This is a genomic window from Paenibacillus sp. PvP094, from assembly GCF_040546835.1.
Taxonomy (GTDB): Bacteria; Bacillota; Bacilli; order Paenibacillales; family Paenibacillaceae; genus Paenibacillus; species Paenibacillus illinoisensis.
Genome location: NZ_JBEPOM010000001.1, coordinates 2,954,602 through 2,979,094 on the forward strand (window position 1 = coordinate 2,954,602; position 24,493 = coordinate 2,979,094).

Annotated in this window: 24 protein-coding genes and 2 pseudogenes; 22 read left to right on the forward strand and 4 right to left on the reverse strand. The window is 47.6% G+C overall.

The window, feature by feature from the left end; translation table 11 throughout:
• Nucleotides 1-20: 20 nt before the first annotated feature.
• Both ABIC22_RS13605 and ABIC22_RS13610 read right to left on the reverse strand, forming a co-directional pair.
• Nucleotides 21-822: pseudogene (locus ABIC22_RS13605) on the reverse strand (ABC transporter permease).
• Entirely contained in the window at nucleotides 819-1,595 is a 777-nt protein-coding gene (locus tag ABIC22_RS13610; protein ID WP_127539771.1) for an ABC transporter permease, read from the reverse strand. The pseudogene ABIC22_RS13605 and the gene ABIC22_RS13610 overlap by 4 nt, the downstream one beginning before the upstream one ends.
• A 305-nt stretch (nucleotides 1,596-1,900) precedes the next feature.
• Between ABIC22_RS13610 and ABIC22_RS13615 the strand changes: the two genes are divergently transcribed.
• The 10 genes from ABIC22_RS13615 (at nucleotide 1,901) to ABIC22_RS13660 (ending at nucleotide 10,957) form a co-directional block, all read left to right on the forward strand.
• Nucleotides 1,901-2,743, forward strand: a complete 843-nt coding sequence (locus tag ABIC22_RS13615; protein WP_354481428.1) for a DegV family protein — start codon at nucleotides 1,901-1,903, stop codon at nucleotides 2,741-2,743.
• A 172-nt stretch (nucleotides 2,744-2,915) separates the two neighbouring features.
• Nucleotides 2,916-3,629, forward strand: a complete 714-nt coding sequence (locus ABIC22_RS13620) for a response regulator transcription factor (protein ID WP_483312589.1) — start codon at nucleotides 2,916-2,918, stop codon at nucleotides 3,627-3,629.
• A complete protein-coding gene (locus ABIC22_RS13625) occupies nucleotides 3,629-4,558 on the forward strand; it encodes a sensor histidine kinase (protein WP_354485961.1) in 930 nt (309 codons plus the stop codon). The genes ABIC22_RS13620 and ABIC22_RS13625 overlap by 1 nt, the downstream gene beginning before the upstream one ends.
• Before the next feature lie 125 nt (nucleotides 4,559-4,683).
• Nucleotides 4,684-5,607 carry an ABC transporter ATP-binding protein gene (locus tag ABIC22_RS13630; protein WP_354481434.1) on the forward strand — a complete coding sequence of 308 codons (924 nt, stop codon included), beginning with the start codon at nucleotides 4,684-4,686 and terminating at the stop codon, nucleotides 5,605-5,607.
• On the forward strand, nucleotides 5,600-6,298 hold the full coding sequence (locus tag ABIC22_RS13635; RefSeq protein ID WP_354481437.1) for an ABC transporter permease: 699 nt from the start codon (nucleotides 5,600-5,602) through the stop codon (nucleotides 6,296-6,298). Before ABIC22_RS13630 ends, ABIC22_RS13635 begins: the two co-directional genes overlap by 8 nt.
• Before the next feature lie 105 nt (nucleotides 6,299-6,403).
• Nucleotides 6,404-7,216, forward strand: a complete 813-nt coding sequence (gene thiD, locus ABIC22_RS13640; RefSeq protein ID WP_095292321.1) for a bifunctional hydroxymethylpyrimidine kinase/phosphomethylpyrimidine kinase — start codon at nucleotides 6,404-6,406, stop codon at nucleotides 7,214-7,216.
• 239 nt (nucleotides 7,217-7,455) lie between these two features.
• A complete protein-coding gene (locus ABIC22_RS13645; protein WP_095361726.1) occupies nucleotides 7,456-8,136 on the forward strand; it encodes a response regulator transcription factor in 681 nt (226 codons plus the stop codon).
• Nucleotides 8,133-9,890 carry a sensor histidine kinase gene (locus ABIC22_RS13650; protein ID WP_127539781.1) on the forward strand — a complete coding sequence of 586 codons (1,758 nt, stop codon included), beginning with the start codon at nucleotides 8,133-8,135 and terminating at the stop codon, nucleotides 9,888-9,890. Before ABIC22_RS13645 ends, ABIC22_RS13650 begins: the two co-directional genes overlap by 4 nt.
• Before the next feature lie 21 nt (nucleotides 9,891-9,911).
• On the forward strand, nucleotides 9,912-10,457 hold the full coding sequence (gene pssA / locus ABIC22_RS13655; protein WP_095361727.1) for a CDP-diacylglycerol--serine O-phosphatidyltransferase: 546 nt from the start codon (nucleotides 9,912-9,914) through the stop codon (nucleotides 10,455-10,457).
• Between the two features lie 14 nt (nucleotides 10,458-10,471).
• On the forward strand, nucleotides 10,472-10,957 hold the full coding sequence (locus ABIC22_RS13660; RefSeq protein WP_354481442.1) for a DedA family protein: 486 nt from the start codon (nucleotides 10,472-10,474) through the stop codon (nucleotides 10,955-10,957).
• 288 nt (nucleotides 10,958-11,245) lie between these two features.
• Here the strand turns inward: ABIC22_RS13660 and ABIC22_RS13665 are convergent, their stop codons facing one another.
• Entirely contained in the window at nucleotides 11,246-12,436 is a 1,191-nt protein-coding gene (locus ABIC22_RS13665) for a cation:proton antiporter (RefSeq protein WP_354481444.1), read from the reverse strand.
• A 373-nt stretch (nucleotides 12,437-12,809) separates the two neighbouring features.
• Between ABIC22_RS13665 and ABIC22_RS13670 the strand changes: the two genes are divergently transcribed.
• From ABIC22_RS13670 to ABIC22_RS13690, 5 genes are all read left to right on the forward strand, one after another.
• Nucleotides 12,810-13,394 carry a DUF420 domain-containing protein gene (locus ABIC22_RS13670; protein ID WP_127539787.1) on the forward strand — a complete coding sequence of 195 codons (585 nt, stop codon included), beginning with the start codon at nucleotides 12,810-12,812 and terminating at the stop codon, nucleotides 13,392-13,394.
• A 69-nt stretch (nucleotides 13,395-13,463) separates the two neighbouring features.
• Nucleotides 13,464-14,207, forward strand: coding sequence for a 2,3-diphosphoglycerate-dependent phosphoglycerate mutase (gene gpmA / locus ABIC22_RS13675; protein ID WP_154896686.1), 744 nt, complete (start codon nucleotides 13,464-13,466; stop codon nucleotides 14,205-14,207).
• Between the two features lie 206 nt (nucleotides 14,208-14,413).
• Nucleotides 14,414-14,581 (forward strand): hypothetical protein, encoded by a 168-nt coding sequence (locus tag ABIC22_RS13680; protein WP_153980001.1) that lies wholly within the window; start codon nucleotides 14,414-14,416, stop codon nucleotides 14,579-14,581.
• Between the two features lie 149 nt (nucleotides 14,582-14,730).
• Nucleotides 14,731-15,639 (forward strand): aldo/keto reductase, encoded by a 909-nt coding sequence (locus ABIC22_RS13685; protein WP_127539791.1) that lies wholly within the window; start codon nucleotides 14,731-14,733, stop codon nucleotides 15,637-15,639.
• An 85-nt stretch (nucleotides 15,640-15,724) separates the two neighbouring features.
• The gene (locus ABIC22_RS13690; protein ID WP_354481449.1) at nucleotides 15,725-16,051 is read left to right on the forward strand and encodes a thioredoxin family protein; all 327 of its coding nucleotides are present in this window, start codon (nucleotides 15,725-15,727) and stop codon (nucleotides 16,049-16,051) included.
• Between the two features lie 71 nt (nucleotides 16,052-16,122).
• Here the strand turns inward: ABIC22_RS13690 and ABIC22_RS13695 are convergent, their stop codons facing one another.
• Nucleotides 16,123-16,911 carry an undecaprenyl-diphosphate phosphatase gene (locus ABIC22_RS13695; protein WP_246058548.1) on the reverse strand — a complete coding sequence of 263 codons (789 nt, stop codon included), beginning with the start codon at nucleotides 16,909-16,911 and terminating at the stop codon, nucleotides 16,123-16,125.
• Nucleotides 16,912-17,152: 241 nt separating this feature from the next.
• Here ABIC22_RS13695 and ABIC22_RS13700 point away from each other — a divergent pair, with 241 nt between their 5' ends.
• From ABIC22_RS13700 to ABIC22_RS13730, 7 genes and pseudogenes are all read left to right on the forward strand, one after another.
• Nucleotides 17,153-17,785 (forward strand): TetR/AcrR family transcriptional regulator, encoded by a 633-nt coding sequence (locus tag ABIC22_RS13700; protein ID WP_127539797.1) that lies wholly within the window; start codon nucleotides 17,153-17,155, stop codon nucleotides 17,783-17,785.
• Between the two features lie 95 nt (nucleotides 17,786-17,880).
• Entirely contained in the window at nucleotides 17,881-18,744 is an 864-nt protein-coding gene (locus ABIC22_RS13705) for a substrate-binding periplasmic protein (protein ID WP_483312545.1), read from the forward strand.
• Between the two features lie 30 nt (nucleotides 18,745-18,774).
• Nucleotides 18,775-19,419 carry an amino acid ABC transporter permease gene (locus tag ABIC22_RS13710; RefSeq protein ID WP_154896689.1) on the forward strand — a complete coding sequence of 215 codons (645 nt, stop codon included), beginning with the start codon at nucleotides 18,775-18,777 and terminating at the stop codon, nucleotides 19,417-19,419.
• 16 nt (nucleotides 19,420-19,435) lie between these two features.
• The gene (locus tag ABIC22_RS13715; RefSeq protein WP_354481453.1) at nucleotides 19,436-20,182 is read left to right on the forward strand and encodes an amino acid ABC transporter ATP-binding protein; all 747 of its coding nucleotides are present in this window, start codon (nucleotides 19,436-19,438) and stop codon (nucleotides 20,180-20,182) included.
• Nucleotides 20,183-20,246: 64 nt separating this feature from the next.
• Nucleotides 20,247-20,670 (forward strand): annotated as a pseudogene (locus ABIC22_RS13720) (OsmC family protein).
• 305 nt (nucleotides 20,671-20,975) lie between these two features.
• Nucleotides 20,976-22,766 (forward strand): sensor histidine kinase, encoded by a 1,791-nt coding sequence (locus ABIC22_RS13725; protein WP_354481455.1) that lies wholly within the window; start codon nucleotides 20,976-20,978, stop codon nucleotides 22,764-22,766.
• On the forward strand, nucleotides 22,759-24,348 hold the full coding sequence (locus ABIC22_RS13730; protein WP_354481458.1) for a response regulator: 1,590 nt from the start codon (nucleotides 22,759-22,761) through the stop codon (nucleotides 24,346-24,348). The genes ABIC22_RS13725 and ABIC22_RS13730 overlap by 8 nt, the downstream gene beginning before the upstream one ends.
• Nucleotides 24,349-24,493 lie beyond the last annotated feature (145 nt).

Here is a 24,493-nt window from a genome sequence, read left to right on the forward strand (position 1 = left end):
GTTCATGGCAAGAAACCTCCTTAGCTTCCCGTGCTTTGATATTTGGTGATACCGTATTTCCAGAAGCGCAGACTGGCAGCCAGACACAAAGCAGCTACAGCCGCAATCGCTGCAAGCACCCAAGCTCCGCCTTGATCCCGCAGTAGATACAGGGAGGGGATGTAGTTGACGAATCCAACCGGAATGACCGTCAGCAGAATGCCGGACATCCACTTGGGATATAACGTTAGCGGATATTGGGCAGCCGTACGGGCTGCATCTTCGGTGATTGTCTGCAGCTCCTCAATGCGTGTGGTCCAGAATCCCAGCGTCGCTGTAGCCAGTCCAATGGAGAAGAGGATGATGGCTCCAGTCACAATAATCAGCAGAGAGAGGGGAATGACCGTCCAGCCGATCTGCCCCACTGTGCATCATGCCTGCCAGAGACCAGCATAGAATGAATCCTCCCTGAAGCACTTCGCCGACCATGATGCGGAAATTTTGCGGCAGCAGTGCAAGTAATACGGGCATGGGCCTCGTTAACAGTTGATCCAGTTCGCCGCCGACTAAATACTTCTCCAGATGATGAACCTCATTGCCGAAGGTACGGTAAAGTGTTTTGGATAACGTCATGATCGCGAACAGATAACCGATCTCATGGAGAGACCAGCCCTTAATTGCACCAAACTGATGCAGCACCAGCGCAACCATGAGAAATTCAGAGATCTGAATCAGTGCGGCCAGAACGGATGCCAATATAAAATTGAACTTGTACTGCATCCGGCTGCGGATGCTCGTTCGAATCAGTATTTTATATAGATGGTACCAGGAAGTTCGCTTCATCCGCCCTGCACCTCCACTTTGCGGCGCATCACACGGGTGATGACCAGACAGATCAGGGTCATGAGCACACACCAAAGCAAGGTTCCCCAGAGCAAGGAGCCATCTTCAAAACCGAGATAGATTCGGGTAGGAACATAGAGCAGAAAGGGATAGGGTGATAACCAGGCCAGACGTTCGAGCCAGTCAGGAAGCCATTCGAGCGGAATGAAGAAACCAGCCAGCAGATTCATCAGGGCATGATTGCCCCAGTGGAGCCAGGATGATTCGGTCGTCCAGATGGCAGTAACCCCAATGATGTAATTCATGCAGATGGATAAGTAGGATGCGCCGGCAAGACCAAGCGCTGCAAATAACAGGGTTGAGACCTTCGTAGGCCATTGCAGGGAAAAAACGATAGAGAATAGCAGGTAGATTGGAATGCTCTTGTACACGAACTGGTAGGCAATCTGTCCCCATTCGCGTGCCATAAGGTGAGTAAACAGATGCACCGGCCTCATCAGATCCAGCGCGATCTGCCCTGTCCTGACCGTAAGGGGAATTCCGAGTCCATTGGTGAGAAAACCCGAGATCCAGAGAGAGGATTGCGTAAACGCAATGTAACTGACCATCCCCTGTGTCCCGTATTCCCCGAGTGCGTGATCGGCCCCGATGCCGATCCAGAGACAGGCATACATGTAACCGAACATGGCGCTTGCCAGGTTATGTACCATGTGTGCCCCGCGATATTGCAGATTCCGGGCGTAAGCTTTGGAAGCCAGAGTGAGATAAAGCATTTGACACCTCCGATAAGTGGATTGAACGGCGGTCCCGTTCACTTCAGTCAAGGCGAAAAAGAGAGAAGGACAACAGCATACCAATTTATTCCTTCACAGGCAAGACATTTTTTTGGGATATCCCGGAAGAAACAGGGCTGTTCAATAATGCGCCACAAGACATCGGTTTGCCAGGTCCTTTATAATTAAGGAGTAATGACGTAAACGTTTACAATCTGTGTTATTTAAATTTAAAATAATCCGCCGGGCATGTGCCTGACGATGGAGGATACAGCTTCAACAATCCGGCAAGAGAGAAGGTTGGAATGAAAAAAATTGCATGGGTTACCGACAGTACCAGCACACTCGATCCGCTGTTTGCAGAGCAAAATCACGTATACATTGTACCGCTGCGCGTTGTATTTGGAGAGGAATGCTATAGGGAGACCGAGGACATCTCATCCGAACAGTTCTATGAGAAGCTTGCAGAGGCTGCAAGGGCAAGCAGCTCTCAGCCGCCTATAGGTGAGTTTATCGAACTATATGAATCGCTAAAAGGTCAGTATGATGAGATTATTACCATTCACTGCTCAACTGCACTTAGCGGAACGCTGCATACTTCAATGCAGGCGGCAGAGATTGCTGGAGTATCGATAACGGCAATTGATTCCAGAGCGGGAGCCTACCCGCTGCGGGAGATGATTTTGCAAGGCGTGGAAATGCAGAAACAGGGATGTTCCGTATCTGAAATCAAGCTTCACATTGAACAGATGATGGATAATATGTCCTTTTACCTCATTCCGGCCAGTCTTCAGCATCTTCACCGCAGTGGGCGCGTGTCAGGCACACAGCTAGTACTCAGCCAATTGTTGAAAATTCACCTGCTCTTGCGATTTGAAGAGGGCAAAGTCGTCGTTAACGAGAAGATTCGTACCTTCAAACGAGCCAAACAGCGCATGTTAGAGGTGCTGAAGGTAGACATGGAGAAAGTAAAACATGTGTGTATCATGCATGCCGATAATCAGGAAGAAGCCATCACGATCAAGCAGCAAATTGCCGATCTGCTGCCCCGATTGAAGACGGAAATCATGCCTTTTATCCCTGTAGTAGGTATTCATGCAGGCGCAGGTACGATTGGTCTGTGTTGGATACGCAGCGAGACGACATAGATGGATTAATGATCGATATGGCAGGGGAGCCGCCTTGAATACAGGTGGCTTCCCTGCCTTTTTTGTTTTTTTTGAGATGAGATTAAAAAGAGTGTTATTCCACGCATTGCCAATTCAGGTGAACTGTGAGGTAATAAAAGAAAACAAAGAAGTTGGGGGAAATCACGTGTCGATTCACCGTTTGCTGCTTGTGGAAGACGATCGTTCAATTAGCGAGATGGTTGGACCATATCTGGAGAAAGAGGGATACAGCGTCACGTACGCATATGACGGATTAGAGGCAGAGCACAAGTTTCAACAAGCGGAGCCTGCGTTTGATCTGGTCATTCTGGATCTCATGCTGCCGGAGCGAAGTGGCATGGACGTACTGCAGACCATCAGAGCTGCCAGTCTTGTCCCCGTATTAATATTATCTGCGAAGGATGGGGAAGTGGACAAGGCACTGGGGCTTGGTTTCGGTGCTGATGACTATCTGAGCAAGCCGTTCTCCCTCATCGAATTAACTGCGCGAATCAAGGCGGCAATTCGCCGCGCCAACTATACGGTCCCGGCGGTTACTTCGACACCAGCCAAGGATCAACGGATTGAAATTGGTGGGCTTGTGGTGGATATGGAAACCTATGAAGTGGAGCGGGAAGGCGTCCCTGTAAGACTGACATCCAAGGAATTTGGCATTCTTAAGCTGTTTGTTACGCATCCTGGCAGAGTGTTTACGAAGGCACAGATTTACGGCTCTGTCTGGAACGATCCGTATTATGGAGACGAAAATATCATTAACGTACATATGCGGAGGCTGCGCGAAAAGATCGAGACAGATCCATCGAATCCGCATTATATCAAAACGTTGTGGGGGATCGGTTATAAGCTGGAGGTGGAGCCCAAGTGATCATCCTATTGGCCATCTTAACCGTTGCTCTCCTCATGGTTGTCATTTTACTCGCTGTGAAGCTGAATAAGCGCAGCCGGCAATTGGCATATATTCATCAGAAGCTCGGAGGCATTCTGGAAGAGGGGACATATGAGCGTTTGCTGGTCTTTAGCAGCGATGCACAGATTCGACTTCTGCTGGGGGATATCAACGAATTGCTGGATTACGCACACCGAACCGGTGCCCGTTATGCCAATCAGGAGAAGGAGATCCGCAATATGCTCTCCAACATCTCCCACGACTTGAAGACCCCTCTCACGGTAGTGATGGGTTATAGTGAAACGCTGCTCCATAGTTCTTCATTAACCGATCAGGAACGGGAAGGGATGATCAGCAAGATTCAGGATAAAGCGCAGGAGGTGCTGCGTCTGATCCATTCCTTCTTTGATCTGGCGAAACTGGAGTCAGGGGATACCGAGCTTGCATTGACTCGAATAAATCTTAGTGAATTATGCAGGGTGAAGATGCTTTCCTTTTATGAAATGTTAACGAATCAGGGTCTGCAGGTGGAGCTGTCCATTCCTGAGAGTGATCTCTTCGTGACCGGCCATGAGGATGCACTCGACCGGGTACTGGATAATCTGATTACTAATGCAATGCGATATGGGGCGGATGGTAAGGTATTGGGTCTGCTGCTTGAACCAACGAATCATGGAGAGGTCATGCTGCAGATTTGGGACAAGGGTAAAGGCATTCCGGAAAAAGAACAAGACCGTGTTTTTGAACGCATGTGCACCCTGGAGGATTCCCGTAACCGTCTCTACCATGGAAGCGGGCTTGGTCTCACCATCACGAAGCGACTTGTCGAACGGATGGGAGGACGCATTGAGCTGCGCAGTGTACCCTATGAGCGGACTTCATTTAAAATCTCTCTTAAATCTCGTTAGTTGCCTTTTTGTGTGGATGGAGGAACTTAAGTTTTTTGTAAGATTTGATTAATAAAAAAGCAGACTTTTCTCTTTACAATACAGATATAAGAACCCGTCAGGGATCGTAAAGGAGAACATAAGAGATGACATATATTGCACGCACCATCGGTGTGACCAAAACGTATGCAGGCACGGAGGTCGTATCCAACGTCAATATGAATATTAAGCAAGGTGAAATATACGGATTTTTAGGGCCGAACGGAGCAGGGAAAACGACAATCATGAAAATGTTGACCAATCTGGTTAAGCCAACCGTAGGGGAGATTGAGATGTTTGGGGAGAAACTTACCCCTGACTCGTATGAAGTGCTTAAGCGAATAGGCAGCATCATTGAATATCCTTTTTTCTACGATAAACTGTCCGCCAGGGATAACTTGGAGCTTCACTGCGAATATATGGGGTTTCATAACAAGAAGGTTATCGGCGATATGATGGAAAGTGTAGGTCTGAAGGATACCGGCAAGAAACCGGTGCGGGACTTCTCTCTGGGGATGAAGCAACGGCTGGGTATTGCGCGTGCACTGATTACAACACCGGAGCTCCTCATTCTGGATGAACCCATCAACGGGCTCGATCCGGTTGGCATTAAAGAAATGCGTGATCTGTTCAAACGCCTCAGTACGGAATACAGAATTACTCTCTTGATCTCCAGTCATATCCTGGGCGAGATTGAGCAAATTGCCGATACGGTAGGGGTGATTCGTGGCGGTCGTCTGGTTGAGGAAGTGTCCATGGAGAGTATTCGAGGGACTCAGAGCGAGTATATCGAGCTGCAGGTGATGGATGGACGCAAGGCGACTTATGTTATTGAGCATCAGCTTGAGTTGAAAAATTATAAATTGGTTGATGATCGTACAGTTCGCATTTATGACCCTGGTGTATCTCCATCCCAATTAACAGGCAGTCTGGTTCAGCATGGTGTTGAGATTGAGTCGATTATCAAGCGGTCCCATTCGCTGGAGGAACACTTTCTAAACCTGGTGAAGGGGGATGAGGACGTTGCTTAAACTTATTTTTCTGGAAATGCGAAAACACCGGTTTGCTCGTAATTTCGGATACGCAGCTATCGCCAATGTGGGGATTCTGTTGTTTCTGATCATGATTGGTGTGGTGGACTGGGGAGCAGAAGATTATGCTTTTACCACGTATCCTCTCTCCTTTATGCTGATTGATACATTTGCCCGGGCAACCTTTATTATTTTTGGAGGGGCATTGATATCGAAGCTGATTATTAGCGAATATAGCAACAAAACGATGAATGTGATGTTTACCTATCCAATTAAACGTCACAAAATTATTGCAGCCAAGCTGATTATTGTATTTGCGTTTACCTTTTTCATGATTATGTTTACCAACTTGCTAATGGGAGCGATCCTGCTGACAACAGATCACTTTTATCCCTTTATTACTGATGAGCTGACGGGTAAACAAGCACTTCAATTGCTGGTCAAATATACGATTAGTTCGCTGTCTGCTGCTGCAATGGCATTGATCCCCTTGTTGTTCGGCATGCGAAAGCACTCGGTCACGGCAACCATGGTGTCATCCATTTTCCTGGTTCTCGTAGTGTGTTCCGGCGTAAATGGACCGAGCGTTTCCATCAATTCCATTATCGTGATTCCTTTAACCCTAGGCGCCATCGGACTTTGGATTGCTTCACTTTCCATGGTTCGGCTGGAGACAAAAGACGTGAATTGAAATGCTCGAAAAACCATGCTTCGTATGGCTTCAGATGCCATTGACATCCGCTCGTACAAGGGATAGGATAATGTCAACTGAAACATGAAGGAGAATGCGACTACCATGACGATTCCAAAAACATTGACAATAGCCGGCTCAGATACAAGCGGCGGCGCAGGAATTCAAGCTGATTTGAAAACATTCCAGGAGCTTGGTGTGTACGGTATGACCGTTCTGACGACGGTTGTGGCGATGGAGCCTGAAACATGGGACCACCAGGTTTTCCCCGTGGCTCTGGATGTAGTGGAAGCACAGCTCCGTACCGTTCTGGACGGAATTGGTTTTGATGCGATGAAGACGGGAATGCTGGGTTCCGTAGATATTATTGAACTGGTAGCGAAGCATGTTCGCCGCAGCGGTCTGCCACAGATCGTAATCGATCCGGTAATGGTCTGCAAAGGTACAGATGAGGTGCTGCAGCCTGAGAATACGGAAGCAATGATTGAATTTTTGCTGCCGGGTGCTGACCTGGTTACTCCAAACCTGTTTGAAGCTTCCCAACTGGCCAAGAGCGGACCGATCCGTTCCAAGGAACAGATGGAAGCAGCAGCAGCTGTAATTCACAACCATGGGGCGAAGCATGTCCTGATCAAGGACAGAGGCGTCATCACCCCAGGCAAAGCGATGGATCTTCTCTATGATGGCAAAAACTACGAATGGTATGAAGCCGATGTTGTTGGTTCCGGTTATACGCATGGGGCGGGTTGTACAACCTCTGCAGCGATTACCGCTGGTTTGGCGCGCGGTTTGTCCGTAAAAGAGGCTGTACGTGAAGGCAAAGCCTTCATTACTCAAGCGATTGCTGGCGGATTCCCGCTCAATCGTTTTGTTGGCCCGACGTTGCACGCGGCACACCGCTTGGAGCAACAACGCTAATAGCGGATGCGGTAAGCAATACCGGGAAAGAGAACTTGGATTCAGCTGAAGGGTGGTTGTCAATGGGCGAAGGTGGCTCGTTGGCAACCGCCTTTTTGTGTGGGTTGCTCCGAATTCGGTAACTTATATGGGGTATTAATCGTATATAACATGGAGTTCATTCCAGAACATGGATGGACACACGAACGACACATGGAATCAGTATGTTATACAGAAGAAAAATAAAAGGAGAGTCGGCCATGGTGAGAACAGTGCTTCTCGTGGAAGACGAAAGCCGTATTCGTGAAATTGTGGCCGATTATTTTATAAAGGAACAATGGAATGTAATCGAGGCGGAGCATGGAATTGAAGCACTCCAACTGCTGGATCTGCATGAAGTGGATCTGGTCATTCTGGATGTGCTGATGCCTGAAATGGATGGATGGACGCTCTGTGAGCATATTCGGTCTCAATCCACCGTACCTATTATAATGCTGACCGCAAGGTCTGAAGATGATGATAAGATCCACGGATTTAACCTTGGTGTCGATGACTATGTAACGAAGCCGTTCAGCCCTCGTGTGCTGGTTGCGCGTGCAGAGACATTAATGAAGCGAGTCGAAGGTGCAATCAGCAGGGAACAGGGTGTGATCCGGTTTGGTCACGCATTGCTTGATCCTTGGGCGAGACGACTGGAGATGAATGGGCTGGAGGTAGAGCTTGCTCCCAAAGAGTATGAGTTGCTGCTCTACCTGGCACGCAATCAGGGAATCGTTCTATCCCGGGATGCGATCCTTAATCGGGTCTGGGGATATGATTTTGATGGTGATTCCCGCGTTGTGGATACGCACATCAAGAAGCTGCGCAGCAAACTAGGGGATGAAGCTAAGTGTATCCGGACAGTTATTGGCACGGGATATCGATTCGAGGCTGAGGCATGAGACGTAATGGCGTAACGATGAAGCTATTTCTGGTTATGGCTGGTTTTCTGCTCCTCTTATATGGAACATCAGTGACCGCACAGTTGGTCTGGTTCCCGGACTTTTACCAGCATCAGAAGATCAGCAGCATGAAGAAAAAACTGGCGAAATTTGAACAGCAGTATTCCAGAGGACATTGGGATAGTATACAACTGGCTAAGGAAACCGGGAAGTTCATGCGTCAAAATCAGTCGCATCTGGTGATTTTGACAAGTACGGGCAAACTGGTCAACGATCCGTTTCACATTACCCTGCTCCGCGAGGATGGTAGTCAGGTGAAGGTCTCCCTATCCTTGTTCATCAATAGTGAGAACGCGGGCTGGATTGCCACTCATCTGAAATATGGCCAGGAATTGACCGTCACAGGTCCGGCCAGCGGGTTGAACGAACCGATGGTCTATCCGTTAAAAATCCAGGACAACAATTCTGCCGCGCGAGGGACGGAGGACTTTCAGGAGCTCTCTGAACCGGTTCAGGAATGGTCTGGCGTATTGACCGAAGTGGTGCTTCCGAATTTGGGAACATGGAGTCAGCGACAGGGATTGCTTGTGCAGGCACTGAACAGCCGCTTTCCGCTCTCGACGGAGGATCAACTCAGTTTGGCGAATGGCAAGATGCTTAATGAAGAATGGACGGATAGCTGGAGTGGTGTTCGGAATGTGATTACCATTGCTCCGGTTCACAAAAACGGGCCACAGCAGCAGCTTATTTTTTCCCTGACTTCTCTGCAGGAGATGAGGGAAGCGAACGAAGCAACTCGTTTGTTCTATGCATATTTTGGTATGGGTGCATTTGTGCTGATTCTGTTTCTTTCCCTGTTATTGTCCAGAATTGTCACAAAACCCTTACTGGCCTTGAACCATGTGGCAAAAAAAATGTCGACGCTTGATTTCTCCGTGAAATCACCAATCAAACGCAATGATGAAATTGGCAGTTTGTCCGATAGCCTGAACGCTCTGTCCACCACATTGGGGCAGACGCTGGAGGAACTCAGACAGGCGAATCGTCAAATGCGGACTGATATGGAGATGAAGCAGCGGATTGAACAGCGGCAGCGTGAATTTTTTGCCGATGCATCGCATGAACTCAAAACGCCTATCAGTATCATCAAGGGATATTCCGAAGGGCTGAAGGATGGAGTCAGCGAGAACAAGCGGGAGCGTTACATTGAGATCATTGCGGATGAAGCGGTCAAAATGGAGACGATGGTTGAAGAAATGCTGGATCTCGTTAGGTTGGAATCTCAGGCGATCAAGCTGAATATTGGTGCAGTTGTCCTTGGAGACATGATCGAGGAAATTGCCGGGCGTCTCGGCCCGCAGCTGAAGGAAAAAGGGCTCGAAATCGTGCTTGTCTCCACTACAGAGCAGACCGTAGAAGGAGATCGAAGCAAGCTGGAGCAAGTGATCTATAACATGATGATGAATGCTATACGTCATGCGCTGCCGCAGACCGATATAATGATAGAGATCAGCAGGCTGGAAGGGCAGGTAAGAATCTCCATCGAGAATAAAGGCGAGGGGATCTCGGAAGCTGAACGCCAGTATATCTGGGAGAGATTTTATCGGGTAGAACGATCACGTAATCGCAAAATGGGAGGAACAGGCCTGGGCCTGGCCATCGCGAAGCAGATTCTTGATCTGCACGGATGCAGTTATGGAGTGGAGAACACGCCGGACGGAGTCCGCTTTTATATTATTTTTCCTAATGCTTAGTACGAAAGGGAGTCAAGTCTTATGAAATCTTTACCGTCCATTTTAACATTGGGCAATTTAACTTCTGGCATGCTCGCCGTCATCATGGCCATTCATGGCGAGTTTGCACTGGCTGTGACAATGATTTGGGTTGCCATGTTCTTTGATCTGTTTGACGGCTTTGCCGCCCGTAAATTGCATTGTGAAGGGGAGTTCGGCAAGGCCCTGGATTCCCTGGCTGATGTCGTTTCCTTCGGAACAGCCCCGGTGCTGATTCTGTATCTGAACTCCATGAACGAAGTAAGTGTGCTTGGCATGGCATTAACGGCATTGTTCCCGGTATGCGGCGCCTTGCGCCTCGCTCGTTACAACTGTCAGAAGACAGCAAGTGTAGGTTTCGTTGGAATGCCAATTACGTTTGCAGGCGGACTGATGTCCTTTTTCGCGCTCTGGAGTCCTTATTTCACCCACGGTGTAGCCTATCTTGTTATCGTTGTATTATCCGGTCTAATGGTCAGCCAAATTCGATTCCCATCTCTGAAACAGGTGTTGGCGCCTCATGAGAAGGACATCGTGGAACCGAAATAAGGAGCGAGTCAGTCATGGAAATTGCTAAAGAATTCATTAGTCAATACGGGTATTTTGCAATCTACGGATTGCTCGCTCTGGGCGTTTTCGGTATGCCCATTCCGGATGAGGTGATGATGACCTTTGTCGGTTATCTCGCCTCCATCTCGGTCCTGAACTATTCCGTTTCGATTGTTGTCAGCTTTGGCGGTGCTTTTACAGGCGGGCTGCTCAGCTACGCAATTGGCAAGAAGGCGGGCAGACCCCTCGTCGTGAAGTATGGCAAGTGGATAGGGGTTAACCCCAAACGGCTGGGGAGGGTGGAGGGCTGGTTCCTGAAGTACGGGTACTGGTCCATTATCCTCGGCTACTTTATTCCTGGCATTCGCCATCTGATGTGCTGCTTCTCCGGCATCAGCCGCATGGCCATCGGAAAATATGTAGTGATCTCCGGGATCGGGGCATTCATATGGTGCGTTGTGTTTATATCGATCGGTTTCTACGTTGGTGTGTTAACTTAAATGGGACAACCTGTGCAGGTTTCGGGTTGAGGATGAAGACCTCTTGTATATGGAGCGGTCTTTTTTTGTTTTTCTAGAAGTTAGAAAGAAATGCAAAAAGCCGCTCTGAACATTTTCAACCTTTTTGAATCAAAGGTGAAAATGTGTCAAAGCGGCGTGTGCTTCACGGCCTAATTTTCTTAATTAAGGACAAGTATAACGTTAGAAACCGGACTTTTTCAATATTCAATATTGTAAAAGATAGTCATTCCAAAGTTCTACTGTGCTCCGATTCATTCGTTAAAGGGACTACCCATTTAAATGAGCGTCCTCAATCCCTTGTTCAACACGAGTCTCACCCTTTTTGCGAGCAAAAGTTAATTTGAGCAAAGGTGGGGTAACAAGTGTAGTTATGATAACCATGATGACCACGCTGGTGAAATACTCGGGGTCGAGCAAGCCAGAAGTGAGTCCGGTTGAAGCAATAATCAGTGCGACCTCGCCTCTGGATATCATCCCTGCACCGATGGCCATGGATGATGAGCGATCAAAGCCTGTAAGCCGTGCCCCGACTCCCCCACCAATCCATTTGGTTATAATCGCAATCAGACTAATGACTACGATGAGCAGGATCTGTGAACCAACCCCGTCAAAGGTAACATTTAGTCCGATGCTCACGAAGAACACAGGCACGAAAATACTGTATGCGATGGGCTCAAGTTTCGTCTCGACTTCATGTTTGAAGTTGGTCTGAGAAATCGCAATCCCTGCGGCGAAGGCCCCGATGATTCCTGCCACGCCCATCCATTCGGCGAAATAGGAAAAGCCAAAGCAGATGATCAGTCCGGCAGTAATGACGGTTTCTGTTACCCGTAAAGGTGCCATCCATTTCATAATCCGTGGAACAAGCCACCAGCCGGCAAAGGCGATGATAACGAAGAAGAGTGCCTTCTTACCGATAAGCAGGCCAATCGAGACATCGCCTGCGCCAGCTCCAAGCAAGCTCATCATTACTGCCAGCAGAACAACGACCAGCACGTCGTCCACAACAGCTGCGCCCAAGATGGTGGTACCCTCACGTGAACTGAGTTGGTTCATATCTTTTAACGTTTGTACGGAGATACTGACAGATGTTGCACAGAACAGAAGTCCGAAGAACAACGCATGTGCCTGAGTCATGCCAAAGGCAATAGCCGATCCATATCCGCCGATAAAAGGCAAGATCACGCCCCCAACCGCTACGGCGAAGGCCGACTTCCAATTTTTCTTCAATTGCTCCAAATCTGTTTCCAAGCCTGCAATAAACATCAGTAACAGTACACCAATTTCAGACATGTGATGAATGAAATCCGTAGGCTGAACCCAACCTAACAGCGCAGGTCCGAGAATTACGCCTACGATCAGTTTACCCAGTACAGAAGGCTGCCCTAATCTAACGGATAGATCTCCGGCTATTTTGGTGAAGATCAGAATGATGGCAAGAACCAAAACAAATTCCATAGTGAGCTCCTCTCTTATTCGCGTTTATAAGTTTTACCTGTCCAGAGGCGTTTCATTCCAAGCCCAGCATACAAAAAGGCATGCAGATAAGGCTTGGAAAACTGCCTCTGCATGCCTGAAAAAGACAAAGAGGGGCCCTTGGTGACAGGCTCCTCCGGTTTGAACGCGTATGTGATTAATTGCATTAATTATACCATAAACTCTGTTTTGGGTAAACCGGTGACTGCCGATATTCGGATGAAAACAAACTGTTAAGGGCATTTTATGTGGGTATGGTACGCTTTTTGTTCAGAGTGTTGTCACTTAACAGGGGGCAGGCCGCGAGATATAATGACATAGAACATAGAAGTTAGCATATGAGGAGGATTTTGCTTTGGGCAAACATAACAAAGGGGATTCGAATATTCAATCCAATCCGGCCACCCCGACAAGTAATAAAAATTTTGCAGGTATCATTATTACCATTTCCATTCTTGCCAATGTCATTATTTTATTGTTGTTCTTCGCACCTTCGATCGGATACAAGGGGGATGTGGCCTTTGATATCACGGTGCTGCCGCGGTTCAACGCCGTATTTAACAGTTTCACTTTCATTTTCCTGCTTGCCGCGCTGATTGCTATCATCAAAAAGAACGTGAAGCTCCATAAACGATTTATTCTTGCTGCGTTCACAACAACATTGCTGTTTCTTGTCACGTATTTGTCGTTCCACTATCTCTCTCCGGAAACGTCCAAATACGGCGGGGAAGGCATTGTTCGCTCCATCTATTTCTTTATTCTGATTACTCACAGTGTTCTTGCAGCCATTATTGTGCCGCTGGCTTTGTTCACTCTCGTCTGGGGCTGGACAAACCAATTGAAGAAACACCGCAAAATTGCACGCTGGACGATGCCGATCTGGCTGTATGTTAGTTCCACAGGGGTAGTCGTTTACCTGATGATGGCTCCATACTATTAATGTAGTTCATTTTCTGAGGCATATCTCGCTGCACATGCGGGTAATGATTTCGAGGAAGGAGGTACGGCAATGTACAGAGTGGTATTAATTCGTCATGGACAGAGTATGTGGAATGTAGAGAACCGATTTACAGGCTGGACTGATGTAGACCTGACCAAGGACGGATATGGTGAAGCCCGCAAAGCTGGCAAAATCTTAAAGGAACAGGGTTTTGATTTTGACTATGCTTATGCTTCGGTACTTAAACGTTCCATTCGAACGCTGGACATTGCGCTTGATGAGATGGACCGGATGTGGATTCCGATCACGAAGACATGGAAGCTTAATGAACGTCATTACGGTGCTCTGCAGGGTTTGAATAAACAGCAGACTGCAGTCAAATACGGAGAAGACCAGGTTATGGAGTGGAGACGTTCTGTTAACGTATCTCCGCCGCCGCTGGATGAGACGGATGATCGTTATGTGCAGGATGTGGACAAGTACAAGCGTCTGGGTTGTACCATCCCCCGTACCGAGAACTTGATGGATACGTCCAAGCGGGTGCTGGAGTACTGGAACAGCGAGATCAAACCCATGGTGTCAGCCGGAAAAAGGGTACTGATCTCTGCGCACGGGAATACTCTTCGTTCACTGGTGATGCATTTGGATGAGATGTCGGAAGCTGATGTCATGGCTCTCAACATTCCTACCGGCATCCCCCTTGTTTACGAGCTGGATGAGAATTTGCATCCCATCGGACACTTCTACCTGACTGCAGATGGTTCGACGTACAAACATGAAGAGATGACCCATGTAGCACCGCCGTCGGATTGATCTCAAGTCAAAGAGCTAATCAAGGTGACTCCTATTGTTTAGGGGTCATTTTTTTTTATGATGTCAATTTGGCTGCTGACTCAGGAGCTTTTCTGTATCGTCTCCAGGAGATATGACTGGCGTGACATAGCCGTTTCGTTTTCCTCACATAGGGTAAATTTCAAGCAAGACACGATGTACATCAATCCCTTAAGGAGGAGAAACACATGTCTAAAAAAAGCGGAATTATAATGACGGCTATTGGTGCAGGCGTAACCTATCTGATGAGGAACAAGCAGGCCAGAGATAAACTGTTCTCAACGGTTTCCGGCATGATGAAAGGCTCCAATTCTTCAAATGGAAGCAAAAAAGTACAGCGAGTAGACATCAATTAGACTCACCGATGTGAATACACTAGCGAGGCCCGGAGCCCTTCAGGTTCCGGGCTTTTCTTTGTTTAATCCCATCGCACCTTCGGATGCGATTTTTGCTAGGAAGAATGATACAATGGATACTTGCAGAACGTATGAAAGGGGATGTACGCATGAAGAAAAATCGACTTGGCTCATCTGAACTGTACGTCGGTGAAATTGGACTGGGCTGCATGTCACTCGGAACCGAAGTGGAGCCCGCTGTAAATCTGATTCATGAGGCACTGGACCGCGGCGTCAATCTGCTCGATACAGCTGACCTGTATGATGCAGGACGTAATGAGGAAATTGTGGGAAAAGCAATTCAGGGACGCCGTGAGCAGGTAATCTTGGCAACGAAGGTGGGCAACCGCCGATTGCCAGGGAAAGAGGGCTGGTCATGGGATCCGTCCAAGGCGTATATCAAGCAAGCTGTCCATGACAGCCTCAGACGACTCCAAACAGATTACATTGACCTGTATCAGCTGCATGGCGGTACATTGGATGATCCGATTGAAGAAACGATTGAAGCCTTCGAGGAGCTGAAGCAGGAAGGGCTGATTCGGTATTATGGCATATCGTCCATACGCCCTAATGTCATTCGGGAGTATGTAAGAAGATCATCCATTGCCAGTGTTATGAATCAATATAGCGTCGTGGATCGCCGTGCAGAAGAGGAAGTACTGCCTTTGCTTGAACAAAAAGGGATTAGCGTCATTGCCCGCGGACCTGTTGCCAGCGGAGTACTCGCGGATTCCGGTGCTTCCAAGGTAGAGAAGGGTTATCTGGATTATACGCCGGATCAGCTGCTTGCCATTCGTGAAGGCTTGAGCCGCCTCGTTACTGACGAACGGAGCATGGCGCAAACTGCCATTCGATACGCCTTGTCCCATCCGGCGGTAGCTGCCGTCGTCCCGGGAGCAAGCTCCCGAACACAGCTGCTCCACAATATTGAGGCTTCGGCATCTGCACCCCTTACGGATGCGGAAATTCAAGAAATAAGGGAGCATTATCCGGCCAATCAGTACAAGCAGCACCGTTGAATATCCAGTCAGCCTATTGCAATTGTAACTATTAGAGGTACAATAGAGGTCAACCATTAAGAATTGTACAAGGGAGAGAAGACATATGGAAAGAATTCAAAGTGAACAACAATACCGTGATACCATTAATTCAGACGGGCTGACCGTCATCAAATTCGATACAAACTGGTGCCCGGACTGCAAAAACCTCGACCGTTTTATTGGTGCAGTCATCGATCAGCACTCGGACAAAACCTTCTATGCAATGGATGCGGAGGAATTCCAACCGCTCGCTGAAGAAAATGCGGTACGCGGCATTCCAAGTTTGCTCGTGTTCAAGAACGGCAAGAAGATTGCCCACCTGCACAGTAAATGGGCAAAAACGCCTACACAAATCTCCGAATACCTGGAGACGCTGGAATCCAAAGTTTAAGGATATGAAAAAGGCGACACCGGTTCCGGTAGGAACGCGTGTCGCCTTTTTAAAATTATTTTTTACTGTAACTACATCATCAAAATGAAAAAGAATACGGCTGCCAGCACAAAGCGATAGATCGCAAAGACAGTCAGGCTGAGCTTTTTCAAAATGGACAAGAATGTCTTAATAGCAAGCATGGCTACGATAAATGCAGCGATGAATCCAATCGCAAAGATAGGGAAGTCGCTACCGTTCAGGTGATCGATGCTTTTGTAGAGGTCGTATCCTGTGGCTCCAATCATGATAGGAACGGACACCAGGAAGGTAAATTCAGCAGCAGCAACGCGGCTTACCCCTGCGAACAATCCACCAGAGATCGTTGAACCGGAACGCGAGAAACCTGGCCACAATGCCAAAATCTGAAAAAGTCCCACGACAAATGCCTGTGTATACGTAATATCGTCCACATCATGTGTTGTGATACGCTGACTGCGGTGGCTCCAGCGCTCAGCTACAATCATCAAGATCCCACCGATGACCAAACTGTACAATACGGTCTCTGGCCCAAATAGATGTGCCTTGATCCAGTCGCGGAAAACAAGTCCAATGACTACAGCCGGTACCATCGCGAGAAAGATATGTACAAGGTTCAGACGTTGGGAGTAGCTCCTTTTGCCTCCGGTGAAGCGGAACATATCAATGAATTTGTTCCAGTAGAGTACAACGACAGCAAGTACAGCACCGAGCTGAACAACCACTTCAAACGTTTTGACTGACTCGTTGTCCTCCGATAATCCCAGCAAGTGGGCGGTCAGAATCATGTGTCCGGTTGAGGACACGGGCAAAAACTCAGTCAAACCTTCGATGATGCCCATAATAATGGATGATAAAATGTCCAATGCTCTTCCTCCTTGAAATGCAGATGCAGAAGGTGGTCTGCTCTGCTTGACTGACAATGCTTGTTCAGCAGAACAAGGCTATCATCTATTATGATCAGAAACGTGTCCAACTTCAACTTATGCATTGAATTGATTGTTTAAAACCATATTGACAAAAACCTAGTTATCCCATAGGATATAGTTAACTGACTGACTGATCAATCGGGAGGGTATTGAAATGTCCAAAGTAAATGATAAGGAACCCGGAGAAGAACGCCGGGATCAGATTATACGTATTGCGATGCAGCGATTTGCGACTCATGGGTATCACCAGACCAAGATATCGGATATTGTTCGTGAAGCTGGTGTAGCTCAAGGGACGTTTTATTGGCATTTCAAGAGTAAGGAAGCCATCGCTGAAGAGATTGTGTTAACAGGCAGAGAGAAACTGCTTGAAGCTATCGGTCAGGGTTATCGCAAGGATGCAGGATCGGTTGAGGATATGGTTAAAGCGTCAGAGCGATTGTTTATCAGCTTGTTCTCTTTTGCCGCAGATAACCGTTACTTTATGGAGCTGCTGCTGAAAGGTATCGTGACCGAAGAATCGGTACGTCGTCTGGTTGAGGAGACACGCGGTGCTGTGGAGTCAGCATTCCGCCATAACATGGAACGTGCCATTGAACTTGGCATGCTTCCACCTTCGATGGATGTGCCTGTACGGGCTGCTCTACTGGTGAGCATGATCGAAGGCATGATCTCCCGCTGGCTGTTTGGCTCTGCGGAGCTGCATGAGGGCATATCGGCTAAGACAGCTGAATCGCTCGCTGCGGAAGCATCCAGCTTTGAATTTTACGGTTTGCTGGGCACGTGATGATGTGCCTGTACCGAGGGCGTTTTTACATGATTGAGACAGAAGCAGGGAATAATGGATACAACTATTAACCACATGAATGAGAGGAAGTTAACATGATGAATAACGGAACACCAAGTAACGGCAAAAAGATGCGCAAAGGTTGGATGCTGACGGCAATTCTGCTTATGGTCGTACTGGTTGTCAGTGCATGCGGAAGCAAAACAACCGACAATGGCAGCAGTAATGGAGCACAATCAAGTAATGAACTGGAACAGATCAAGTCAGCGGGCACCATGAAAGTAGGTATGATGGGTACATACCGTCCATACAACTTCCTGAATGATAACAAGGAGATGGATGGTTTTGATGCTGATATCGCACGTGAGGTTGCTAAGCGCCTCGGGGTTGAAGTTGAATTTGTCTCCCAGGAATTCTCTGGCCTGACACCAAGCCTGCAATCGAAAAAGATTGATGCCATTATCAGCCAGATGACGATCACCGACGAACGGAAACAGGCGCTCGATTTCAGTGAAGGCTATATCACAAACCAAGTCAAAATCATTGTGAAAGACGATAATAACGATATTACCAAACTCGAAGATTTCAAAGGGAAAACGATTGGTGTAGGTCTGGGTACAAATGATGAAACTTATTTGCGTAATGAAGTGCTGCCGAAAGTGGGAGACTTCACCATTAAGACGTATGACGATGTCATCACATCGCTTAAAGATCTGGATGCAGGACGCATTGATGCAACAATCAACAACCTCTACGCGCTTAAACCCATTATTGATTCCAACGGATTCAAGATTAAGGCTGTAGGTGAACCGATCAAGAGTGACCAAGCCGGTATTGCTGTTCGGAAAAATAATCCGGAACTTGTTGCTGCGCTGAACGAAGCTCTTCAAGGCATGAAGGATGATGGCACGTACAATACCATTTTCAAAAAATGGTTTGGTGAAGAGCCTGCGCAATAATGACCGGCAAGGCGAAGGGAAGTTTGATCCATGGAACTGGTATTTGAGAATATCCCCTTCTTTTTGAAGGGGGCTTATTACACGCTTTATGTGACCATAATTTCAATGTTTTTTGCATTTTTGATCGGTGTGCTTGTAGCTGTTGTCCGACTGAAAGGCCCACTATGGCTTCGGATGATCGCACGATTCTACGTATCCATCATGCGGGGAACCCCGCTGTTGGTGCAATTATTTGTTATCTATTATGGATTGGTCGATTATGGTGTAACCCTGGGATCGCTCACAGCAGCATGTTTGGGACTTAGTTTGAATGCAGGTGCGTTCCTGTCTGAGACATTCCGAGGCGCCATACAAGCTGTGCCCAAGGGGCAGACAGAAGCGGCTTATGCAACGGGAATGACCCCCTTTCAGACGATGAAACGGATCATATTCCCGCAGGCAGTTCGCATTGCCATTCCACCGATGGGGAATACCTTTATTGGTATGCTGAAGGAAACATCACTTGTGGCAACCATCGGTGTAACAGAGCTTCTGCGCTCAGCACAGCTGCTGGTATCGCAATATGCTTTGAATATGCCGTTTTATCTTGCGATTGGTGTTATGTACTGGATTATGAGTATCGGCTTCTCGGCCATTCTGGAACAAGTGGAGCGCCGGTTGGCCCGGGCTTACTGATGGAGGGAGAGAACCGATGATTACAACTACTGGACTGAAGAAACATTTTGGAAAACATGAAGTACTTACGAATATTGATCTGCACGTGAATGAAAAAGATATCGTAGTCCTGCTAGGACCAAGTGGTTCCGGTAAAAGCACGCTGCTTCGCTGTCTAAATGGACTAGAAGAACTGTCCGGCGGAAAGATCGAAGTGAACGGCATTATCGTGGACAGCAATGATCCGCTGCGAGTTCAGCGCTCACGGGTGCTTGAGATCCGCCGTCAGACTGGCATGGTGTTTCAGCAATTCAACCTTTATCCGCACAAAACGGTACTGGGAAATGTGATGGAAGGCCTCGTGACAGTGAAGAAAATCAAGCGTGACGAAGCGGCCGAACGCGGCCGCATTCTGCTGGATCGTGTAGGACTGTCGGACAAGCAGGATGCTTATCCATCCCGCCTGTCAGGTGGACAACAGCAGCGGGTTGCGATTGCTCGTGCGCTTGCCATGGAACCGAAAGTGATGCTGTTCGATGAGCCGACTTCAGCCCTTGACCCCGAACTTGTAGGCGAGGTTCTGTCGGTCATGAAGGAGCTGGCACAGGAAGGCATGACGATGCTGGTGGTCACACATGAATTGAAGTTTGCCCGGAATGTGGCCAATAAGATCGTATTTATGGCAGACGGTTCGATCGTGGAAGAAGCCAGTCCACAGGCATTTTTTGAACATCCGGAACAGGAACGAACACGAAGATTTTTACAGCAAATTACTGAATTCTGAGAATGCCGTACCTGGAACGGATATCTGCAGAACGTAAACTATTCTAAGAAAGAAGGATAACATCATGAATGTAACAACCGTATGGAAAGGCAAACGCGCGTTTACTTCCGAAGGACCCTCTGGCTATGCTATAGGCATGGATGCCACGGCTGCTTATGGTGGTGACAGCAAGGGTGCTACACCGATGGAACTGTTGCTTGCAGGTCTTGGAGGATGCATTGGGAATCGATATTACGATGATTTTGGATGCCTTCCTGGACAAAATCACCGGAATTGAGATTGAAGCTCAGGGTACACGCAGTGAAGGAATGCCCAAAGGTTTTACATCCATTGATCTGATCTTCAAAGTCGACGGAGTTATCCCGGATTATCGTATCTGGAAAGCCATCCAGATGGCTGAAGAAAAATACTGCGCTGTATCGGCTTCATTAAGCGCGGATATTCATCCTAAACTGATTCTGAATGGGGTAGAGACACCCCGTCCTTAATTGATCAATAGCTTCAGCAAAAGGGTCTTGCGTTTATATCGCCATCTGTTTGCGATGCAGCATATCTGCAAGCCCGGCCGCCATACCCATGGCGGCCTTTTTATTGTTTTTGTATGGCGAATACATCATTTGGTCACTGCAATTGAGCAGGAATGTATGCTAATCTAAGGAATAATTGCCGAGATCACAAACCTGGAAATTTAAGAGCTTATACAGCTTGTATGGTATGATAAGTGGAAATGCAGGAACCAATGGATCTTGCCATTTATATGTAAGCGCTTATATGGACAATGGAAGGTGCAGATATGTTAAGAAGGTTTATACGTGTATCGAACAATCTCAAATTGAAGCATAAACTGCTGATTTCCTATGTACTTGTCGTGATGATTCCGGTTCTGATCATTGGTCTTGCCGTGACCGGATATTTCCGGCAGCAGGCACTGGATAATGCGATCGGGCAGACAATCAACAACGTGGACAAGATCAAGAGCCAGACAGCCACATTGCTGCGTGTGCCGACGGATATTTCCGATATTCTGATGTTCAACAACGAACTGAAGGAGATTGTGAACAAACGCTATACCAGCGTGATGGAATTGACCTCTGCTTATTTGGCCTATAAGGATTTTCAGGAATACAAGCGACAATACCGTGAGGTGGCAGGCATTCGTTTTTATTCCGATAACCCCACCCTGATCAATAATCTGGAGTTCATCCCGTTGAACGAGCAGACGAAGGAAAGCTACTGGTATCAAAAAGCGCTGTTATCGACGAACACGGGATGGTTCTACATTCCGGACAAGGAAGATAATCCGGTTCACAAACTCAGCCTGGTGCGCAAAGTGCCTTTTCCTGAATATCGCACCGAGGGAGTACTGCTGATTGAAATCAATCAGGATGAGCTCAACGAGTTGCTTCGACAAGAACCCTTTGAAACGCTGATTGCGGATGAGCAGGGTTATGTTGTGGCTGCCAAAAATACAGATCTGGTCGGCAAAACGCTGGACGAGCTGGATTTTGGCGTCGATTTACAGAATCAGGCCAAGGGAACACTGGAAGCTGATTTTCAGGGAGAGCCGTCCAATATCGTTATCGATGAACTGCGTCCTGTGTCGAGTATGAACAGCTTGAAGGTGATCTCCGTCTTCGAGACCAAAGATATCGTCAAGGATGCCAATACGATCAGTCTGATCGGTATGCTCTTTATCTCCCTTGTCTTAATCATTGCACTCTTACTTGTATATATTATTTCATTCCTTACTTCGAACAGGCTGCTTCGTCTTAGCAAGCATCTAAACAAGCTGGCCCTTGGGGATCTGAATGTGACGTCGAGAATCGACGGGGACGATGAAATTGGGCAATTATCGAGACAATTCAATTACATGGTCAAAAGCATAAACGAACTAATGACTCAGGTCGTTGAAACGACCGAGCAGAACAACCAATTGGAAATCGCACAGAAAGAGATTAAACTGAAAATGATGGCGAGTCAGATTAATCCTCACTTTTTGTTTAACGCCCTGGAGTCCATTCGCATGAAAGCTCATATCAAAGGGGAGGCCGAGATTGCAAATATCGTCAGACTGCTCGGCAAACTGATGCGCAAGAGCCTTGAAATCGGGAGTGGCAAAACGACCTTCCAGGCTGAGCTCGAGATGGTAAGCTCCTACCTGGAGATACAGAAATTCCGCTACGGGGATCGGCTTGCCTTTCAGATTCATATCGATCCCGGAGCAGAGAAAATATACATTCCGCCTTTGATTGTTCAACCTCTGGTGGAGAACGCCATTGTGCATGGATTGGAGAATAAAGAGGGAACGGTCCATGTCAATGTAGATATTCGTCTGGTCAATGATGTGGTACAGGTTCGCGTCAATGATGATGGGGCCGGTATTACACCGGAGCGTCTTGCAGAGGTGATGCAATTTATCCGTGGACCGGAGGAGCAAGAGAAGAGCCGGATTGGGCTGCGCAACGTGCATCAACGACTAACGCTGACATACGGTGAACCGTACGGATTACAGATTACGAGTGTGTACGGAGAAGGAACAGAGATTGCTTTTGACTTACCTTCAGGAGGGGAACAGCATGTATAAAGTATTTTTGGTGGATGATGAACCGAGCATACGCGAGGGACTGACAACGATCATAGATTGGGCCGAGTATGGATTTGAGGTGATTGCTACCGCAGCCAGTGGACGGGAGGCGATTACTCGATTTGATGAGCTTAAGCCGGATCTGACCATTATCGATATCCGTATGCCGGGCATGACTGGACTGGACGTAATCGAAGAGGTGCGGAAACAGCATCCTGGATCACATTTTCTCATTCTGAGTGGGTATGCCGATTTTGATTATGCCAAGAAAGCAATCAGCTTCGGCGTGGATGGGTACTTGCTCAAGCCTGTGGATGAAGAGGAGATCATTGGTGAGCTTCAGCGTATTGCTGCAGTGCTTACACGTGAGCAGGAGGCACTGGCACGTCATGCAGGTGAAGATACGGCATATCGGGAGCATCAGATCGAGGCGCTTCTATTTGACAATCTGGAAGGCGTTGGTCCCATCGAAGAGGATGCCCTTGGATTGAAGTGGCCCCAATATCAGGTTGTCCTGTTAGAGATGCATACCGCACCTGATGTGCAGCGTGGAGGTGTAGTTAAACGCAAACTGGCAGAGGCCTTTGATCAAAAGGATCGGGGAATCGTCTTCTCTTATCATTCGGGTCTTGCCTTGCTGTGCAAGGATCCAATCACATCGGCTTCATCTGCCGAGCATCTATATGATGAGCTGAAGCGGCTGCTCGGAGAATGGAACATTACGATGTACGGAGCAGCAGGCGAACCGGCCAATACCACTTCCGAGATTGTCAGATCCTATAAACAGGCTAACGGACTGCTGGCAGAACGTTTTCTATTCACCGAACAACGGATTATGTTGTGGAATGAAGAGCTTGCTGCTGAAGGAACGGCTGCTTCCACGATCGGCGAAGATGAAAGCGCTGAGCCTGAAGAATCGGAACTGGCAGACAAGCTGTATTATGCGCTCGACATACGCAGCATGGAATCTGTAATTCGGGTGCTGGGTGAGATCGAGGAGCGAATTGTTCCTTACCACCGGACAGAGCAGGCCATCAAAACAGCGTTCTCTCAGGTATTCTCCATGGCTATCAACAAACTGGCTGCCTCGAACCAGCATATGCAGTCAATCATGCAGGAACATTCTGTCCTGATCAACGAAGTATATCATCAATTAACGGTATCTGATCTGAAGGCGATGGCAGAAGGCCATCTAAGCCGTCTTATTCAACGTATGGGCGGTGGCAGTAAAGATACGGCACTAAAACAAATGATCGATTTTATTCGGCGTAATCCTGGAGAGAATCTCAAGCTGGAGGTTCTTGCCGAGGTGTTCAACTATAACAGCAGTTATCTGGGCAAGCTGTTCAAGAACCACACGGGAGAGTATTTCAACGCATTCCTGGACAAGGTTCGTATGGAAAAAGCGAAAGAACTGCTTGATGAAGGGTTAAAGGTACATCAGGTTGCCGCAAGAGTCGGGTATGCCAATGTGGATTATTTTCACGGTAAATTCAAGAAGTATGTGGGAGAGTCTCCTTCGGCGTACAAACATGCCAGATCCCAATCTAAAGATCAGCCTGAAGAGCCTGAAGGCGTATAGTCGCAGGTAAAATAGCTTTGCTTTTTATATATTAATTTTTCTTTCGTAAAATATAAAACGTTTTCGACCATATTCCTGTCTTCATTTGCATCATGATTTAGTCCATCGTCTTCCTTATATAAGCAATGGAGTCTTCCATATGTAC

What these genes read in the sequence shown, in the direction of transcription:
- ABIC22_RS13610 (WP_127539771.1), bottom strand. Translation starts at nt 1,595, where the DNA reads ATGCTTTATCTCACTCTGGCTTCCAAAGCTTACGCCCGGAATCTGCAA.
- ABIC22_RS13615 (WP_354481428.1), top strand. Translation starts at nt 1,901, where the DNA reads ATGAAAAAAATTGCATGGGTTACCGACAGTACCAGCACACTCGATCCG.
- ABIC22_RS13630 (WP_354481434.1), top strand. Translation starts at nt 4,684, where the DNA reads ATGACATATATTGCACGCACCATCGGTGTGACCAAAACGTATGCAGGC.
- thiD (WP_095292321.1), top strand. Translation starts at nt 6,404, where the DNA reads ATGACGATTCCAAAAACATTGACAATAGCCGGCTCAGATACAAGCGGC.
- ABIC22_RS13645 (WP_095361726.1), top strand. Translation starts at nt 7,456, where the DNA reads ATGGTGAGAACAGTGCTTCTCGTGGAAGACGAAAGCCGTATTCGTGAA.
- ABIC22_RS13650 (WP_127539781.1), top strand. Translation starts at nt 8,133, where the DNA reads ATGAGACGTAATGGCGTAACGATGAAGCTATTTCTGGTTATGGCTGGT.
- pssA (WP_095361727.1), top strand. Translation starts at nt 9,912, where the DNA reads ATGAAATCTTTACCGTCCATTTTAACATTGGGCAATTTAACTTCTGGC.
- ABIC22_RS13660 (WP_354481442.1), top strand. Translation starts at nt 10,472, where the DNA reads ATGGAAATTGCTAAAGAATTCATTAGTCAATACGGGTATTTTGCAATC.
- ABIC22_RS13665 (WP_354481444.1), bottom strand. Translation starts at nt 12,436, where the DNA reads ATGGAATTTGTTTTGGTTCTTGCCATCATTCTGATCTTCACCAAAATA.
- gpmA (WP_154896686.1), top strand. Translation starts at nt 13,464, where the DNA reads ATGTACAGAGTGGTATTAATTCGTCATGGACAGAGTATGTGGAATGTA.
- ABIC22_RS13680 (WP_153980001.1), top strand. Translation starts at nt 14,414, where the DNA reads ATGTCTAAAAAAAGCGGAATTATAATGACGGCTATTGGTGCAGGCGTA.
- ABIC22_RS13685 (WP_127539791.1), top strand. Translation starts at nt 14,731, where the DNA reads ATGAAGAAAAATCGACTTGGCTCATCTGAACTGTACGTCGGTGAAATT.
- ABIC22_RS13690 (WP_354481449.1), top strand. Translation starts at nt 15,725, where the DNA reads ATGGAAAGAATTCAAAGTGAACAACAATACCGTGATACCATTAATTCA.
- ABIC22_RS13695 (WP_246058548.1), bottom strand. Translation starts at nt 16,911, where the DNA reads ATGGGCATCATCGAAGGTTTGACTGAGTTTTTGCCCGTGTCCTCAACC.
- ABIC22_RS13700 (WP_127539797.1), top strand. Translation starts at nt 17,153, where the DNA reads ATGTCCAAAGTAAATGATAAGGAACCCGGAGAAGAACGCCGGGATCAG.
- ABIC22_RS13705 (WP_483312545.1), top strand. Translation starts at nt 17,881, where the DNA reads ATGATGAATAACGGAACACCAAGTAACGGCAAAAAGATGCGCAAAGGT.
- ABIC22_RS13710 (WP_154896689.1), top strand. Translation starts at nt 18,775, where the DNA reads ATGGAACTGGTATTTGAGAATATCCCCTTCTTTTTGAAGGGGGCTTAT.
- ABIC22_RS13715 (WP_354481453.1), top strand. Translation starts at nt 19,436, where the DNA reads ATGATTACAACTACTGGACTGAAGAAACATTTTGGAAAACATGAAGTA.
- ABIC22_RS13725 (WP_354481455.1), top strand. Translation starts at nt 20,976, where the DNA reads ATGTTAAGAAGGTTTATACGTGTATCGAACAATCTCAAATTGAAGCAT.
- ABIC22_RS13730 (WP_354481458.1), top strand. Translation starts at nt 22,759, where the DNA reads ATGTATAAAGTATTTTTGGTGGATGATGAACCGAGCATACGCGAGGGA.